The organism is Janthinobacterium sp. GW460-12-1-14-LB5 (assembly GCF_059423585.1).
Map to the genome: position 1 here is coordinate 76,179 of NZ_JBWKYD010000022.1, position 13,000 is coordinate 89,178.

Here is a 13,000-nt window from a genome sequence, read left to right on the forward strand (position 1 = left end):
GCGATAATTCGCCTCGCTTCGGGAGGTTAGCTCAGGGGTAGAGCACTGCATTCACACTGCAGGGGTCGCAAGTTCGAAACTTGCACTTCCCACCAAGAATATCAAGTGAAATCAATCACTTACGCGAAAAGCCGATCTTTAAAAAGGTCGGCTTTTTTGTTGAGTGTAATTTTTCAGTGTAATTTATTTTGTGACGACAAGCAGCGATAGCTTATTTAACGCTTCACGCTGCGCGTCCACCTGCAGGTGCGCATAGCGCTGAGTCGTCTGTATATTCGCGTGACCTAGGATCTTGCTGATCGTGTAAAGATCAACTCCCAGTCCCAACATGATGCTTGCGCATGAATGCCGAAGATCGTGAAAATTCACATGCGGCATGCCCGCCTTCACGCGAGCGCGGCGCCAGGCCGATTGCACTCCATACAACGTCATGTCCAGCGGAAAGTATTTAAGCCACGGTCGAAGCGCCGGGATGATTGGTATGACGCGCATTCGCAGCGTTTTCGTATTGCTTGCCGGGAACGTTATTGTGTCGCGACCGATGTGTGAGCTTTCCATCTGGAACAGTTCGCCACGTCGGGCCCCAGTCAGAAGTGCCGCCCATATTGCTGCTTGAGCAATCGGTGTGCAAAATGAAGCAATTTTTTTCACCTGCTCGACTGTCAAAAAAACTTCGCGCTTGTTGTTCACGGCTACCGATTCGATCCGAAGGCCGTAGTTTTCCGGTATTAGCCTTTGGCGCCAAGCCAAGTGAAGGCCTTTTTTTGCACACGCCAGCGATCTATTGATTGTCGCTGGCGCGTAGGCGGGCACTAACTTTCCAGTTTTCTTGTGCGGTATTAGCTTACTCATGTCCTTAATGACGTGGTCGGCAAATTCTTGTGCCTGGCTAGCCTTGTAGCGCTCCGCCCACGCGCCCAGCCGCTTTGCATGGTGTTTTGCCGTATCTGCACTGCGAAGGCCCTGAGAGTGCTCAATAAACAATGCGAGAATGGCCGTCATCGGCAGATCGCCCGGAATGTGAACTTTCTTCTGCTTCGGCGCGCGCGCAACCGCCGCACGGAGTTCTGCTTCAATCAGCTTGGCATCACTCGCAGTTGAACCTTCCGGCAACTCTCTGTGAATTCTTTTGCCATCAACCATGATTCCGACGTGGAGTTTACCCTTGCTGTCTTTCCAGACTGACATACTTGATTTCCTTTCAACCAGTTCTTGCATTCTTCAAGGTCGTAGCGCTTGGAGCGCGCGCCGACCGGTGTGTATGGCAGCCCGGACTGCTCGAGGCGGCGGATCGTTGATTCGCTGACGCCGAGGGCGGCGCAGATCTGTTGCCTGTTGAGTTCGCCGGCCGTGTTGGCGGTGCGCTTGCCGCCAGCCTTGTCCAGCGCCGCCACCATTTCGGCGATGTGGCGCACTTCGACTTCGCTCATGTTCATGACGTGCTCCCGACCACTACGTCGCCAGCGTGCCCGCTGCTGCCGCATGCAGGACAATCGAGCTTGCCGTAATCCGGCTCGACGCCATCGTTCATGAAGACCAGGCCGCCCGGCGTCGCCGCGATTGTCTGACCAGCGGCGCGCGCGGCCGCGATGCCTTGCAGCGCCTCGGGCGAGAACGGGGCGTCGCGGCGCCCGAGCTGCACTTCGAGCTCGGCAATCCGTTTCGCCCAGCGCTCCCCTGACTGCATATTCTCTGCCTGCGCAGTGGCGCGCCATTCGTTGACCTGCTTGAGCTTGGCTTCGGCCTTTTCGGCGCGCTGTTGCCATGCGTGGACGCAAGTGCATTGGCCACGCCACTCGCCGTCCAGCCCGTGCACGTCGCCCGTGCCGCCGCAGGCGCTGCACAGGGCGCGCATTTCGGCGCACGTATCCTTGGCGGCAGGCCGCGGAGCAGGGGCTGCTGCGATGCCGGCTTGCTCGCGGCCAGCAGCAACCAGCACGCGGAACACGTCGCTGTTGCGCAGCAGCGCGCCTGGCTCATTCAAGCCCCACAGGACAGGCAGCGCCGATATTTTATCCATCAGCCGCCCGATGATCGGCTGGGGTGCAGCCGCCGGGAGCGGTGAGTACTTCGGCTTTGCCGCTTGCTCCGCACGGATAGCCTCGACCTTCGTCCAGATCCTGGCCAGCTCAGTCTCCCCGGCCGTATGCATATCCAGGCCCTGGGTCAGGCATAGGGCGGCCAGCGTGACCATGACGCCGCCTACTTCCTGCGTGCGCTCGCCGACTGGGCGGCCGTACACATAGTCGACCAACTGGTGCGCCTCGCTGGCCGTGCAACCGCACGCCTGCACGAGTTCTAGCGATTCTTCCAGGAAGCGGTGATTGCGCTCAGCGCCGTCAGCCGCGATTTCGGCGCCGAAGCACGCCATCATCCAGGGCTGCACGCGGCTCTGGAATGAATCGGGGGAAGCCACCATCTGCTCTTGTGCTGGAGCAGCTGGCGCGGCCGCCAGCATGGCGCGATATGCCGGCGCCATTGTGGCCAACATGCCTGCGACTGCATCGACCGTCGTGCCCGGCGCCATGTCCAACTGCATCAAGACGAGCGGCGCAGCCTGCCGTGCCAGTTCGATATCGGCAAGCGTTGCGGTCGGCCAGGATGCGATTGCGGCGCCAGCGATGATCTCGGGCGTCGGCTGTACCGGAACCAGCTTCCAGCCATCCGGCACGGCCAGGTGCTGCGGCGCTACCGCGAGCGAAGGGGGCGCGGCTTGCTCCAGCGCCTCGATACTTTCGTTGTTGATCATTCTGCATGCTCCAAAAAGGTTATTTCACCGGGCTGGTGCGGTGTCGCGTCGCCCATCAGGTAGATCACGGACGACACGCCGCCGCCCAGCACCTGGGCGCCCATGGCGCGCAGATGGTGCTGCTTGCCCTCGAACGGCACGGGCTGGCATGTGTGGATCGCACGCAGCACGGCCCGATCCAGCTTGTAGGCCGCCTCCGCCGGGGTTTCTGGCGGCGGTGCTGGGCTGCGCCCAGTCATTGCGCCACCGGCGCTCGGCGCGCCCAGACCCAGTACGGGCCATCCTCGGAGTCGTGAATTGACAGGGTGAACCAGCCATCGCCGGCAGGTGGCGTAGGGTTCCAGTCGGAGACGTCCGTTCCGCCTTGGTCGAAGTAGACGATATATGCCGGATGCTTATCATCCTCGCCGCACAAAGTGGCATACGCAGTTTCCAGGCCTTGCGCAGCCAGCCAGGCGCGATACTCCGCTTCTTGATCCTCGTTGAACTCTGGCATATCTGGGTGCGAGTACCAGCCCTCGGTACCGCGCACGACCGGCGCCCATTCAATAAGCTTGCTCATATTCACCTTTCAGGTTGTCGCGGCCAGGACGCCCGCCAGGGTCGCCGCCACGTAAATCAGGATCAGGACTGCTGCCACGCGCGTGGCGCAGGGGCTGCGCTCGCTGTTCGGCACTTCATCGTTCTTGGTCACATTGCCTCCATGGCTTCAGTTTCGTCGGCAGGCGGCGGATACAGCGCCCGGAAGGCAGGCAAGTCGTCGCCGTGCACCCGGAATTCTTCTTCGCCGAACACAAACCGCCCTGGCCAGCAACCGCCTGGAAAACTGAAGTCGGCATAAGCCCGCATGCCGCCTCCATATCCTGGCTCCAGTTGCCAGCCGTAGACGTAAACCTCGGTCACTTGGCAGCCTGGCAGCTTGGCCTCGACCAGTTCCTGCAGCGCCACACCCGCCGCGACATTTGCGCGCTGCCGGGCGAAGTAGCGGGCCATGCAGGCTTTGCAGCAATACGGATCGCCGGCAGAGCTGAACGTCAATTCTTCCGTGTCCCAATTTGCCCAGTTGCCGCAGCCGTGGCGGCGACATTCGAACTGCCACCCGGCCTCGATCAGCACCCGGGCCGGCACAGGGCCAGGCGCATACTGGTCGTATTCCGGTTTGCGCATGCACGAATCGACGCCATCCCACTCGCAGCCTATTTCGTTGCCGCCTTCTCGGCGCGCCGCCGCGCTGCTAGTGGCGTATCGAATCACGGTCATGTCCTCGCCGTCGCTGACCTGGTAGGCCTTCAGGCGCTTCATGGCGTCACCCGCTTAAATTCAATGACCCACAGCCATTCGTTGGCATCCCAGTCGCCGCCGGTCGATTCCCACAAATCGCGCCAGGCCATGCGCAGGGTCGCGCGTCCGGATGCGTTGCCATCCTTTGCAATGGTGTCGTAGCGGTCCTGTGCCTCGGCCAGTGCGTCCATGTCGATGCCCTCGGCCTCGATATCAGCGTCGCTGATGTCCTGCAGGCGCTCGACACGCACCGACACGATCTCCAGCAGGATCCGGCTGGCCGCACGCGGCATGTGGATGCTCGGGCGCCAACGTGGACGCTCAGGGGCGCCAGCGCATTCACCCACTGGCCAACTGCCCGGGCGATCAGTGCAATCCGGCGCCAGATCGGCGCGGTATTCGATATTGCATTCGGAATGCGGGCGCTGGTGTTCGTCAGGGGAGACATAGCCGAACGTCTCACGCACCCACAGGTGATCACCATGCCCGCCGTGAGGGCAGGCATCGCCGGCCATGCCGTGTGCGCCAGGTGCACGCGTATCCGCAACGCTCACCATCGATTGGAAAGCGTTGCAAGGCCACTGGTAGTCGCCTGGACGGTGCGGGGTAGGCTCCGGCTGCGGCTTCATGATGCGCCGCGTCTGCGTCTTGCTGCCGTCGAGTACGGCGCGCACCATGGCGCTGTTCATGAGGATAGGGCGCTCTTTGATCATGCTATTATTGCCTTTCAATTAATGGAGGCGTTATGCGGCTCAGTTTCGACAGCGCGAAGTTCGGCAAATGTTTGGCCGAAACTCAGATGAAGGCCGGCCATATTCAAATTTTGATCTGGTACAAAGCGCATGACGTTCATAAGACGGTCGACTACCAGATCAGCATTTCCGGCTCGAGGCCGGCCGGGCAGATTCCAGGTGCTGGCGAGGCAGAGGATGCTGCGCGAATTGCGATTAACCATTTTGTTACCAGCAGCGGCTCCAATCACACGACCCATAACTTTGCGTGCACCGAAAGAACGGCACGCTGGCCTGGCGTGTTGGCGTCGGGCACCGGCCAATATTTTTTCCTTGATTGAGCTCATGCCGCAGATCCTTTTTCTTTGCGGCGTTCCCACGTCGTAATCTCGCGCGGGGTCATGAAGCAATATTCGTTTTTCCCGCAGACCGGGCAAACCTTGTCCGTGACGCCGGCGCCGAACTTCTTGCTTGGCACGCTGGTCAGCTCGCCTTCGTAGCCGCGCCATTTACATTTCATCCTGCCGCAGCGGATGGGCGCCGTGTTGTACGCTGGGCGCTCAGTCGCTTTCGGTGCAGCCAAGAAACTGCCAGGGCCGATCATGTGGCGCCGCCTTTCAAGACTTCGCGCATGGTCGCCATCACTTCATGGAATTCGGGCGATGTGCACGGCATGCCTTCGTCGTGATCGGCGATGCCGTCGCTGTCGTCGAGCTTCTTGATCTCCAGTAGCAGGGCGCTCGCCGCGCGCAGCTTTTCTTCCAGGCCTTTGGCGTAGGCGCTCATGCTGCGCACGTTCCAGCCGCCATCGAGCGCACCGTCGGGCAGGCCATCGAGCGCATTTCAGCAGGCAACGAGGTGCTGCGCGTTGGCCTCGCGCATGCCGGGATTGTTGGCGCCAAAGTCAATGGCCACCGCTACGCCAGCACTGCCGCCCATCCCACGGATCACGGTTTCCCGGCTGCAGCCGTCATCCTGGCCCGTTTCGGCAACGAAAAGCAGGCCAGGGGTGCGCACGCCGCTCATGCTGCGGCTCCCGCCACCGTGTAGATGCCCTGGGTGCCCTTGACAACGCCACCGGCTTCCATCGACTCGATCAGCCTGGCCGCGCGGTTGTAGCCGACGCGCAGGTGGCGCTGCACCAGCGATATCGATGCTCGCTGCTGCGTGCGCACCAACTCGACGGCCTGACCATACAGCGGATCGCTCGCGCTGCCGTCGCCTGGCGGTACGGTATCGGGCGCTTGGCCGTTCAATTCCAATACCACGCGCTGCTCGCGCACAGGCTCATGGCCTTTGGCTGGCGCCGCGTTTGCGGCAGGGCGCGCCGCTGGCGCCACCGCGTCCACTTCACCGCCCAGCGCCTCCACCAAGTCGGTCATCATCTTGGCCAGCTCGCCCGCCATCAGGGCGAAATCGCTGTCGAAGCGCTCGTCGTCGTTGCGCGTGGTGCTTTCTTTGATAATTTCCAGCGGCTTGACCGACTTGATGGCCAGGCTCTCGTCCAGTACGAAGCTGATCTTGTCGCTCCAGGTCATGGCCAGGCGCGTGCACTGCTTGCCGGCCGCGATATGGCGGCGGATATCGTCCGCTTCGAGGGTGTGGCGCTTGTACGCCACCTGGGCCTTGCTCTCGCCGGTGGCGCGCATGATCGCATCCTGGTCGACCGTGAAGCCGGTAGGGGATTCGTCCGCCTGCAGCCATTCCGTCATGGCACCGACCGGCGAGCGCTGCACGCGCAGGCTTTCCAGCGGCAGCTTGTCCACGGACTTGAGCAGCAGCTTGATCACTTCATCGGCCTTGGCCGGGCTGGCCGCGTCCACCACCAGCCAGCCATTGATCGGGTCGATCCACACGGCCGTGGTGCTGAGAATGGCGAAGGCGCGGGGCAGCAGCTCGTCGGTGACGCGCTCTTTCAGTTCTTTCATGGCCTTCTTGCCGGGTGCGAAGCCTTGGGCTTCTTCCATTTCCAGCGCGCGGGCGGCGGCTACCTGGTTGACCACGGTCGACGGCAGCAGTTTCTTCTCGGTTTTCAGCTGCAGCAGGAACTGGCCGCCGACGGCGTGCACCAGCGGCGCGCCGGCGCCGCGAGGTGCGGCCCAGCCCTGGCGTACCAGGTCCATGCTGGTGGCGGGTGTGAACTGTTGCGGCGCCAGCGCATGCTCGAGCGCAGCGGCGGACATGGCCCAAGGGGCGGGCAGGCGGTAAATCTGGAGGTTCTTGAAAAACATCTGATACCTTTCAGCGGTCAAACCGCAGTAGCTGCTCAACGACCGCTTCCAGGTCGTCGCGTGTGTATTTGGTCAAAATCCGGGACAGGATCACGTCGATGGTGGCGCTGTACAGCGCCTCGAACTCGATCTCGTCCATCTGTGCAAACGAAACGCTTTTTGCTTCCAGTCGCACCTCGCCCTTGAGGTTCACCGTCGATTCGAAGAAGCCGGCCAGGATCGCTACGTCTTTCCGGAAGCGTTCCTTGTTCTTCGCCACAGGCTGGCCCTGGTAGGTCAGGCCGCCGCGCGGCTCCCACTGGTCGAAGGCGAAGGACACCAGGGCGAAGTACTTCTTGTGAAACTTGTAATTCCGTACCTTCTTGAAATCGGCGTGCATAAGCGCGCCAACCTTCATCTTCTGGATGAACTCGGCCGCCGCCTCGTCGTGCGGGACGAGGACGTTTGCCGTTTTCATGAGCACGATGTCTGTCATGGGGGTATTTCCTCGAAGAGGAGAGATGCAACATCCCACCACGTACTCAAATTTTGTGTTATATTTTTGTTATATATAGTCATTTTTATAGGTGTCACAAATGGAATTAGGTGCGACTCAAATCCGTATCGGAGACAGCCTCTACACGTTCATTAGCAAAGCCGCTTTGACCCAGTTCACTCAATGTCGGCAGTCGGATAACGATTCGGCTTGTTTAGCGAAAATGGCAGACAAGTATTCTTTCGAGCCACTGTCGTCTGAGTTAGCACCACAACCAGAGGGCAGCGCAGAGTTAATCGAAAATGAGACGCCTGATGCGACCGAGGCACTGACAACAATCGACCCCGTCACTCCACCAGAGCAGTCTGATGCGCCAACGCCTTCGTCTGCAAAACTCAAGAGTTTTATGGCCGTAGCTGACGTTGCTGCACTTGAGCTACGCGAAAAGCAGCAAGGGGCGGAAGCACGCCCCCCGGGCGGGCGGGTGAAGTCTGGTACTCCTAAGACCGGCATTAATTAAAATCCGCCACGTCGATCACGATGCCGCGGCAGTACGGCTGGCCGTCATCCACGATTTCGAACGTGGCGTGCGGCACGTCGGTGCGGTAGGTCCAGCTGTAGCCGTCTTCCTTGTCCCACAGGGCATCGACGGCGCGCACCAGCGGCGCCCGGGCGAAATAGTCCTTGAGTGCATCGTCGTCGTGCTGGATATCCTCGCGGAACGGCAGCACGCCCTTGGCATCGATCAGGGCGACACCGCCGCCATAGCAGGAAAATTCGTCGTTGATGGCGCCGCGCAGCTCCATTAGGTCATCGCTGGCGCCAAAGATCACGATCAGGCCGGCCGCCTTGGCCTGCTGCTCTTCTTCCTGGACCATTTCCTTACCGTATTCGCGGCCCGTCAGCAGGCTGGCCAGCAGCTCCTTGCTCAACTTGACCGGCACCAGCTCGGCGGCCGGCGTGCCCATGTTCGTGTACGGATGCTTGTCGGCATGCGGCTTGATGTGCGCGTAGAAGTGCTTGCCGACGGACTCGGCGCCGGCGAAGGCCGCGTATTCGGTGGCAGTTACGTTGGCGTAGTGATAAACATCCGCCGGCACGCCTTTGCGGAAGAACTGCACGGCCAAGGTTTCGGTCGCCGGGCAGTGGCCGATGGCGGCAATCTGCGAGGATTGAATGGCTTGCAGGGTGATTTGTGGTGCTGCGACTGCTGTATTCATTGGTTTCTCCAGGTGGTGGGCGGGGCGGTGTTTATGCGGCTTCAGCGACCAGGCCGGCGCGCGCGGCGGCAAAGTCGAACTTGGCCAGGCGGTCGATGGCCTCGGCCAGCGTCAGGCCGAACTGGTCGAACATCACATCAAGGATGTCGCTGTCGGATGGGTAGAGGTCATCGGCAGCGGCGTCGAGCAGGTCAGGTGCTGGCGCTGGGCGGCTCGGCGCCGGCATCGGTGCTGCGGCGGCCGGCACTCGGCGGGCGGCGATAGGGGCGGCAGGCTTGGACGCCGCAACGTGGCCGATCGGCTCCGCGGCGCGCTCGGCAGCGATCTGCGAAGCTTGCTCCGCCAGTCGGCGCTGCGTATCGGCGGCCGCGCGCTCGCGTTCCGCCTGCGCCGCCTCTGCCGCGAGGCGGTCAGATTCGACTTGAGCCAGGCGGATCGTTTCGGCGGCTGCCTTCTCTGCCTTGACGCGCTCCTCTTCCCGGATCCGGGCCCGCTCGGCTTCAGCCTTTGCTTCCTCGGCGCGCTTGTGATCAGCGATGCGGCTGGTGATGACGAGCTGGAAGTCTTCCATGGGCTTGCCGATGATCGTGGCCATGTCCATGAACAGGAAGCCGTAGCTGGCAGCGTTCTCGCGGCACCAGGTCTGCTTGGCGCGGTAGTCGGCTGCTTGCGTGTTGGCGGCAACCTTGGCGTTGGCCAGCGTTGTGCTGACGGCATCGCGCAGGCTGCCAAGGGTGCGCTTGTTCTTCATGGCGCCGGCAAAGTCCGGCTGCTGCAGTTGCAGGCGCAGCGGCGTGATTTCGGTTTCGAGCGCGGCCACGTGCGCGGTGAAGGCGTGCCGACCTTCGTTCAGGATGGTTTCCTTGATCTGTTCCTTGCGGGTTTTGACCAGCTTTTCCAACTCAAGGCGCTTGGCGCGGAACTGTGCTTTGATGTGGTCGACTGTGCGCATCACTTCGTCAATGGTCGCAGTCTGTGCCAGGGCGGCAGCCTTGGCCAGTTCCAGCTTATCTTCAGCCTCGCCGCAATACTTGACGGTGTTTTCGGCATTGGCGAAGTCTTCGTCGGTTTCCAGCTTGGTGTTGATTTTGGCAATGAACTTCTCGGCGGCGGCCTTGTACGCCACGAGGTTGCTGCTGACGACCTTGCCTTCGGTCTGGACGACCAGGGCGGGCAGGGCGGCGATAGGCTCGGCAGCTGGCTTCTCGACAATGTCCACCTGTGTATAGTTGGCGACGTCGATATCGAACTGCTCCCAGCCGGCCACGATGCGCGAAAACCATGCGGTGTCCGGATATACCCACATCCAGACCATGTTGTCCTCGGTGCCGTCGGATGCCATGAACAGCCACTTCTCGGCGCCGGTCACCAGCAGTTGCTGCTGGACCTGCGGCTGGTGCTCTTCCGGCAGCGCGCCGGCGCCAACCGACGCGGCCAGCTCGGCATTCCACTGCTTGTGCTCGAAGCCGATAGTTTCGGCCATGTTCAGGCCATCGCACGAGGCGCTTTCGCGGCCCAGCGACAGCGTGGCCGGGTAGAGGTCGTCGCCGATGATTTTTTCGGCGAATGGGCGCGCGAGCGCTTCGACCTCGTGGCCGTAGTCCAGGATGTTTTCCTGCACCCAGTCGCTAAACTCCTTGGCCAGGCCGGTGGCCTTCATGCGCACCAGTTCACTGCGAGTGACCTTCTTCGACAGGCCGAGCATTGCGGCCGCCTCGCTGGCGCCATGGTGATCGAAGCGAAAGGCGTGCCAGTCGTCGCTGCCCTGGAGCAGATTGTGGATTTCGCGGGTGAGAGTATTTTCGCGTTGCATGATGTGTCCTTGGTGATTTTTTTGTGGTGTGGCGATTAGTCGTTTTCGTGCGCCCAGCTGTCGATCGTCATTTTTTGCGCCTCGGTGAAGGTCGCCCGGGTGCTGAGCATGGCAATCAGCTGCGCCGGCGTTTTCTTTTTGCTGTGGATGGTCTGGCGCCATGCCGGCGTTTTTTGCTTGAACAGTTCGTCAGTACATTCCGGCAGCTGATCGATGGTGCGGTCATCTGCAGCCGGCGCGGCCGGCGTGATGTCGCGCATTTCGCGGTTCGTTTCCTCAAGCTCGTCTGGCGTGTAGACGCCCAGAATTACGTCAGGGGCGTACAGGCGGCTCCAGCGCTTCACGGCGAGGTAGGCCAATTGCTGGCGTGGATCGGTCGCCCAGAGCGGCGAGTTGCGCACTGAGGCCTGGACAAGCAGCAGTTCGAGATAGCGCGGCTCGTTTTCGCCGCGCAGCGTTGCCCAAATCCGCACGCCGCAGCCTTCTTCGCTTTGCATGGGGTAATCCGGCACGCGGTATTGATAGGCTTTTTTGTAGTCTTTATCGCCCGGCTTTCCCTTGGCAGGCGCCTCGCAAACGCGTGTTTTGCCGATGATTTTTTCCCATGGCCCGAACCATTCGTAGTTGAAGCGGTCGAGCGTGACGCCGCTGGACTGGATGGCTGCGTTCACCAGCTGGCCTTCGTAGCCGAGCGTGCCATTCACCAGGTGCGTCTTCTGCGCCACTGCGAAGGGGTTCATCTTCCACTGCATGGCCTGCATGACGACAGCAGCGCAGTCGGCAGAGCTGCCTTTCAGATGATCCGGGATGGTTGAGCGGCCCTTGGCCATGATGTCGGCCAGGCGCATGATGCTGTCCATGCTCGCAACATCAAGGATCAGGGAGGCGCTGCTGGTACTGGCGACGGACAGATCGCCCTGACCGTACTGCGCTGTTTGCAGGGCCGTTTGACCCTCTTGGGTTGCTGCGTTCATGACTTTTTCCTTGTAAGTTTTATAATTTCCGACTTCAACAGCGCCAGGCGGACGGCGTAGACGATGGCGTGACCGGCATGCCAGTTGCGCAGGGCCTGGCTGGCCACGTCCATCACGGCTTGGCTTACGACGTCCACTGCGCCTCCCGGTGGGCGCGGCCCAGCTGCTTCACACGCGCGGCGGATGCGTCCAGGTCGATCAGCGCTTCGATCTGCGCGGTGATCAGTTCCTTGCGCATTTCTTCCAGCCCGGCCAGCTCGCGGCGCACGCCGGCCAGGCGCATCTTGTTCATGCGGTGCTGGTGCTGCGCGTGGTAGTGGCGATGTGCGGCCAGCAGGCGGTGGAAGAGGGCGATCATGGCCGCACCATTGCCGTGACACCCAGGGCGCCGCCGTCGTAGGCGGCATCGATCAGCGCGCCCAGGTTGCCGATGGCGGCGAAGCTGTGCACCGTGCTGGCGGTGCGGATGGTGATGATGTAGCTCATGTCCTGCTCCTCTGGTTAATTGGTGCCCCGGCAGGGGATCGAACCCTGCTGATGCCGGCCGCACTGTCCGGCACCAAGTCCACTACGGGGCTTTCAATCCTGCGTACGCCAGGAAGCGCGGCCGGTGCGGGTCGTAACTCCGGCGCTTGATACATCGCGTGCCCGCTGACGCAATTCATGGTGCTGGCGGCCCTGTCGATCCGTCGGGCGTGTGATTCCTGCGGCTGGTGGGCCGCCAACAAAGCAAGGGGCTGGTCACAAATCCAGCTGCTTCAAGGCCGGCCTTCGCTTTTACTGCGCGAAGATCGAGGCGAAGTTCACGCCCATCCCTTGCTTTGTTGGCCGCCGGTTACGCCGGCGAAACGGGCCAGGGCGACTGGCTGGGGCGAAATTAGGCTGCCGACACCTGCGAAGGGCGGAACTTGGCCGATGCCGTCGAGCCGTCCAGCAGCACTTCCAGGAAGTCGCCGCGCACACCCGGGTGCGTCTTCACGAACTTGCCGGGGCGCGCCGCCGGGTCGGTTTTGGTGCCCTTGACGTTCACTTTCTGGTTTTCTTTGAAATTCGACATGCTGTATTTCCTTAAAGGTTGGTTGTGGCGCCGGGCTTCCCCGGGCGCCTGATCCTCACGAAGATCAATCGGGGCATGCTGATCCCACAGGGCATTTATCCGGCCCGCCGGCCTGTCCCGCCTTGAACTACGGCGCGGGCGACCGATTCAATCCTTGTTGCAGTCGTGTTCTTCGTTGCTGAACTGGTGCGCGTTGGTGAATTCGCCACCCTCATGCCCATCGCGCCGCTCTTGAAGTGCTTGGTATTGCCCGGTGCGTGCCTCTTGTCTGATGGCCTTGCAAGACTTCGAGCAGTACAGACCCCAACCCCGCTTTACATCAGCTGCGCGTGCCAAGAACTTGGAACGGCAGCACTTGCATTTGCGCTCAACCATCTTCGGCTGAGGGATTCGCTTGACCGCAGGCGCCGCGCTTGCCGCTGGCAGGGCGCGCACATACTCGATTCCGTTCACCAAAATCCGATCCATC

The 13,000-nt window shown here is 61.6% G+C and carries 22 protein-coding genes, 1 tRNA gene and 1 pseudogene; 3 read left to right on the plus strand and 21 right to left on the minus strand.

Going from position 1 to position 13,000, the window contains the following annotated elements; translation table 11 throughout:
- The first annotated feature begins 20 nt into the window (after positions 1-20).
- A tRNA-Val gene (locus AC07X6_RS21675) sits at positions 21-95 on the plus strand.
- Between the two features lie 88 nt (positions 96-183).
- Here the strand turns inward: AC07X6_RS21675 and AC07X6_RS21680 are convergent.
- Genes AC07X6_RS21680 through AC07X6_RS21715 form a run of 8 tightly spaced genes read right to left on the minus strand, consistent with a single transcriptional unit; the run spans position 184 to position 4,743 of the window.
- A complete protein-coding gene (locus AC07X6_RS21680; protein WP_494792337.1) occupies positions 184-1,188 on the minus strand; it encodes a tyrosine-type recombinase/integrase in 1,005 nt (334 codons plus the stop codon).
- Positions 1,077-1,436: a helix-turn-helix transcriptional regulator gene (locus AC07X6_RS21685; RefSeq protein WP_494792338.1), complete on the minus strand. Its 360-nt coding sequence runs from the start codon at positions 1,434-1,436 to the stop codon at positions 1,077-1,079. Before AC07X6_RS21685 ends, AC07X6_RS21680 begins: the two co-directional genes overlap by 112 nt.
- The gene (locus AC07X6_RS21690; RefSeq protein ID WP_494792339.1) at positions 1,433-2,749 is read right to left on the minus strand and encodes a hypothetical protein; all 1,317 of its coding nucleotides are present in this window, start codon (positions 2,747-2,749) and stop codon (positions 1,433-1,435) included. The genes AC07X6_RS21685 and AC07X6_RS21690 overlap by 4 nt, the downstream gene beginning before the upstream one ends.
- Positions 2,746-2,988, minus strand: coding sequence for a hypothetical protein (locus AC07X6_RS21695; RefSeq protein WP_494792340.1), 243 nt, complete (start codon positions 2,986-2,988; stop codon positions 2,746-2,748). The genes AC07X6_RS21690 and AC07X6_RS21695 overlap by 4 nt, the downstream gene beginning before the upstream one ends.
- Positions 2,985-3,311, minus strand: coding sequence for a hypothetical protein (locus AC07X6_RS21700; RefSeq protein ID WP_494792341.1), 327 nt, complete (start codon positions 3,309-3,311; stop codon positions 2,985-2,987). The genes AC07X6_RS21695 and AC07X6_RS21700 overlap by 4 nt, the downstream gene beginning before the upstream one ends.
- Positions 3,312-3,320: 9 nt before the next feature.
- Positions 3,321-3,443 carry a hypothetical protein gene (locus AC07X6_RS21705; RefSeq protein WP_494792342.1) on the minus strand — a complete coding sequence of 41 codons (123 nt, stop codon included), beginning with the start codon at positions 3,441-3,443 and terminating at the stop codon, positions 3,321-3,323.
- On the minus strand, positions 3,440-4,051 hold the full coding sequence (locus tag AC07X6_RS21710) for a hypothetical protein (protein WP_494792343.1): 612 nt from the start codon (positions 4,049-4,051) through the stop codon (positions 3,440-3,442). Before AC07X6_RS21710 ends, AC07X6_RS21705 begins: the two co-directional genes overlap by 4 nt.
- Positions 4,048-4,743, minus strand: coding sequence for an ASCH domain-containing protein (locus tag AC07X6_RS21715; RefSeq protein ID WP_494792344.1), 696 nt, complete (start codon positions 4,741-4,743; stop codon positions 4,048-4,050). The genes AC07X6_RS21710 and AC07X6_RS21715 overlap by 4 nt, the downstream gene beginning before the upstream one ends.
- A gap of 32 nt (positions 4,744-4,775) precedes the next feature.
- Between AC07X6_RS21715 and AC07X6_RS21720 the strand changes: the two genes are divergently transcribed.
- Complete coding sequence (locus AC07X6_RS21720) at positions 4,776-5,102, plus strand: hypothetical protein (protein ID WP_494792345.1); 327 nt, start codon at positions 4,776-4,778, stop codon at positions 5,100-5,102.
- A 2-nt stretch (positions 5,103-5,104) separates the two neighbouring features.
- Here AC07X6_RS21720 and AC07X6_RS21725 read toward each other — a convergent pair whose 3' ends face one another.
- The 6 genes and pseudogenes from AC07X6_RS21725 to AC07X6_RS21750 all read right to left on the minus strand — a co-directional run bounded on the left by AC07X6_RS21725 (position 5,105) and on the right by AC07X6_RS21750 (position 7,467).
- Complete coding sequence (locus tag AC07X6_RS21725; RefSeq protein WP_494792346.1) at positions 5,105-5,365, minus strand: hypothetical protein; 261 nt, start codon at positions 5,363-5,365, stop codon at positions 5,105-5,107.
- Positions 5,362-5,547, minus strand: a complete 186-nt coding sequence (locus AC07X6_RS21730; protein ID WP_494792347.1) for a hypothetical protein — start codon at positions 5,545-5,547, stop codon at positions 5,362-5,364. The genes AC07X6_RS21725 and AC07X6_RS21730 overlap by 4 nt, the downstream gene beginning before the upstream one ends.
- 57 nt (positions 5,548-5,604) lie before the next feature.
- Positions 5,605-5,787: a hypothetical protein gene (locus AC07X6_RS21735; RefSeq protein ID WP_494792348.1), complete on the minus strand. Its 183-nt coding sequence runs from the start codon at positions 5,785-5,787 to the stop codon at positions 5,605-5,607.
- Positions 5,784-6,110 carry a DNA translocase FtsK gene (locus tag AC07X6_RS21740; RefSeq protein WP_494792391.1) on the minus strand — a complete coding sequence of 109 codons (327 nt, stop codon included), beginning with the start codon at positions 6,108-6,110 and terminating at the stop codon, positions 5,784-5,786. Before AC07X6_RS21740 ends, AC07X6_RS21735 begins: the two co-directional genes overlap by 4 nt.
- A pseudogene (locus AC07X6_RS21745) lies at positions 6,102-6,992 on the minus strand (recombination-associated protein RdgC); the annotation flags it as partial. The pseudogene AC07X6_RS21745 and the gene AC07X6_RS21740, both read right to left, overlap by 9 nt.
- Positions 6,993-7,002: 10 nt before the next feature.
- A complete protein-coding gene (locus tag AC07X6_RS21750) occupies positions 7,003-7,467 on the minus strand; it encodes a DUF1367 family protein (protein WP_494792349.1) in 465 nt (154 codons plus the stop codon).
- A gap of 100 nt (positions 7,468-7,567) precedes the next feature.
- Between AC07X6_RS21750 and AC07X6_RS21755 the strand changes: the two genes are divergently transcribed.
- Positions 7,568-7,987 carry a hypothetical protein gene (locus AC07X6_RS21755; protein WP_494792350.1) on the plus strand — a complete coding sequence of 140 codons (420 nt, stop codon included), beginning with the start codon at positions 7,568-7,570 and terminating at the stop codon, positions 7,985-7,987.
- Here the strand turns inward: AC07X6_RS21755 and AC07X6_RS21760 are convergent.
- From AC07X6_RS21760 to AC07X6_RS21790, 7 genes are all read right to left on the minus strand, one after another.
- Complete coding sequence (locus AC07X6_RS21760; RefSeq protein ID WP_494792351.1) at positions 7,980-8,687, minus strand: KTSC domain-containing protein; 708 nt, start codon at positions 8,685-8,687, stop codon at positions 7,980-7,982. The genes AC07X6_RS21755 and AC07X6_RS21760 overlap by 8 nt on opposite strands.
- A 31-nt stretch (positions 8,688-8,718) precedes the next feature.
- Positions 8,719-10,500, minus strand: coding sequence for a YqaJ viral recombinase family protein (locus tag AC07X6_RS21765; protein ID WP_494792352.1), 1,782 nt, complete (start codon positions 10,498-10,500; stop codon positions 8,719-8,721).
- A gap of 35 nt (positions 10,501-10,535) precedes the next feature.
- Positions 10,536-11,474: a RecT family recombinase gene (locus AC07X6_RS21770; protein WP_494792353.1), complete on the minus strand. Its 939-nt coding sequence runs from the start codon at positions 11,472-11,474 to the stop codon at positions 10,536-10,538.
- Positions 11,471-11,611 carry a hypothetical protein gene (locus AC07X6_RS21775; RefSeq protein WP_494792354.1) on the minus strand — a complete coding sequence of 47 codons (141 nt, stop codon included), beginning with the start codon at positions 11,609-11,611 and terminating at the stop codon, positions 11,471-11,473. Before AC07X6_RS21775 ends, AC07X6_RS21770 begins: the two co-directional genes overlap by 4 nt.
- Positions 11,599-11,832: a hypothetical protein gene (locus tag AC07X6_RS21780; protein WP_494792355.1), complete on the minus strand. Its 234-nt coding sequence runs from the start codon at positions 11,830-11,832 to the stop codon at positions 11,599-11,601. The genes AC07X6_RS21775 and AC07X6_RS21780 overlap by 13 nt, the downstream gene beginning before the upstream one ends.
- Positions 11,829-11,960, minus strand: coding sequence for a hypothetical protein (locus AC07X6_RS21785; RefSeq protein WP_494792356.1), 132 nt, complete (start codon positions 11,958-11,960; stop codon positions 11,829-11,831). The genes AC07X6_RS21780 and AC07X6_RS21785 overlap by 4 nt, the downstream gene beginning before the upstream one ends.
- 391 nt (positions 11,961-12,351) lie before the next feature.
- A complete protein-coding gene (locus tag AC07X6_RS21790; RefSeq protein WP_494792357.1) occupies positions 12,352-12,531 on the minus strand; it encodes a hypothetical protein in 180 nt (59 codons plus the stop codon).
- Between the last annotated feature and the right edge of the window lie 469 nt (positions 12,532-13,000).

Excerpts from the sequence above, each read along its gene's own strand:
- AC07X6_RS21680 (WP_494792337.1), bottom strand. The coding sequence starts at position 1,188 with ATGTCAGTCTGGAAAGACAGCAAGGGTAAACTCCACGTCGGAATCATG.
- AC07X6_RS21685 (WP_494792338.1), bottom strand. The coding sequence starts at position 1,436 with ATGAACATGAGCGAAGTCGAAGTGCGCCACATCGCCGAAATGGTGGCG.
- AC07X6_RS21690 (WP_494792339.1), bottom strand. The coding sequence starts at position 2,749 with ATGATCAACAACGAAAGTATCGAGGCGCTGGAGCAAGCCGCGCCCCCT.
- AC07X6_RS21695 (WP_494792340.1), bottom strand. The coding sequence starts at position 2,988 with ATGACTGGGCGCAGCCCAGCACCGCCGCCAGAAACCCCGGCGGAGGCG.
- AC07X6_RS21700 (WP_494792341.1), bottom strand. The coding sequence starts at position 3,311 with ATGAGCAAGCTTATTGAATGGGCGCCGGTCGTGCGCGGTACCGAGGGC.
- AC07X6_RS21710 (WP_494792343.1), bottom strand. The coding sequence starts at position 4,051 with ATGAAGCGCCTGAAGGCCTACCAGGTCAGCGACGGCGAGGACATGACC.
- AC07X6_RS21715 (WP_494792344.1), bottom strand. The coding sequence starts at position 4,743 with ATGATCAAAGAGCGCCCTATCCTCATGAACAGCGCCATGGTGCGCGCC.
- AC07X6_RS21720 (WP_494792345.1), top strand. The coding sequence starts at position 4,776 with ATGCGGCTCAGTTTCGACAGCGCGAAGTTCGGCAAATGTTTGGCCGAA.
- AC07X6_RS21725 (WP_494792346.1), bottom strand. The coding sequence starts at position 5,365 with ATGATCGGCCCTGGCAGTTTCTTGGCTGCACCGAAAGCGACTGAGCGC.
- AC07X6_RS21730 (WP_494792347.1), bottom strand. The coding sequence starts at position 5,547 with ATGAGCGCCTACGCCAAAGGCCTGGAAGAAAAGCTGCGCGCGGCGAGC.
- AC07X6_RS21735 (WP_494792348.1), bottom strand. The coding sequence starts at position 5,787 with ATGAGCGGCGTGCGCACCCCTGGCCTGCTTTTCGTTGCCGAAACGGGC.
- AC07X6_RS21750 (WP_494792349.1), bottom strand. The coding sequence starts at position 7,467 with ATGACAGACATCGTGCTCATGAAAACGGCAAACGTCCTCGTCCCGCAC.
- AC07X6_RS21755 (WP_494792350.1), top strand. The coding sequence starts at position 7,568 with ATGGAATTAGGTGCGACTCAAATCCGTATCGGAGACAGCCTCTACACG.
- AC07X6_RS21760 (WP_494792351.1), bottom strand. The coding sequence starts at position 8,687 with ATGAATACAGCAGTCGCAGCACCACAAATCACCCTGCAAGCCATTCAA.
- AC07X6_RS21765 (WP_494792352.1), bottom strand. The coding sequence starts at position 10,500 with ATGCAACGCGAAAATACTCTCACCCGCGAAATCCACAATCTGCTCCAG.
- AC07X6_RS21770 (WP_494792353.1), bottom strand. The coding sequence starts at position 11,474 with ATGAACGCAGCAACCCAAGAGGGTCAAACGGCCCTGCAAACAGCGCAG.
- AC07X6_RS21780 (WP_494792355.1), bottom strand. The coding sequence starts at position 11,832 with ATGATCGCCCTCTTCCACCGCCTGCTGGCCGCACATCGCCACTACCAC.
- AC07X6_RS21785 (WP_494792356.1), bottom strand. The coding sequence starts at position 11,960 with ATGAGCTACATCATCACCATCCGCACCGCCAGCACGGTGCACAGCTTC.
- AC07X6_RS21790 (WP_494792357.1), bottom strand. The coding sequence starts at position 12,531 with ATGTCGAATTTCAAAGAAAACCAGAAAGTGAACGTCAAGGGCACCAAA.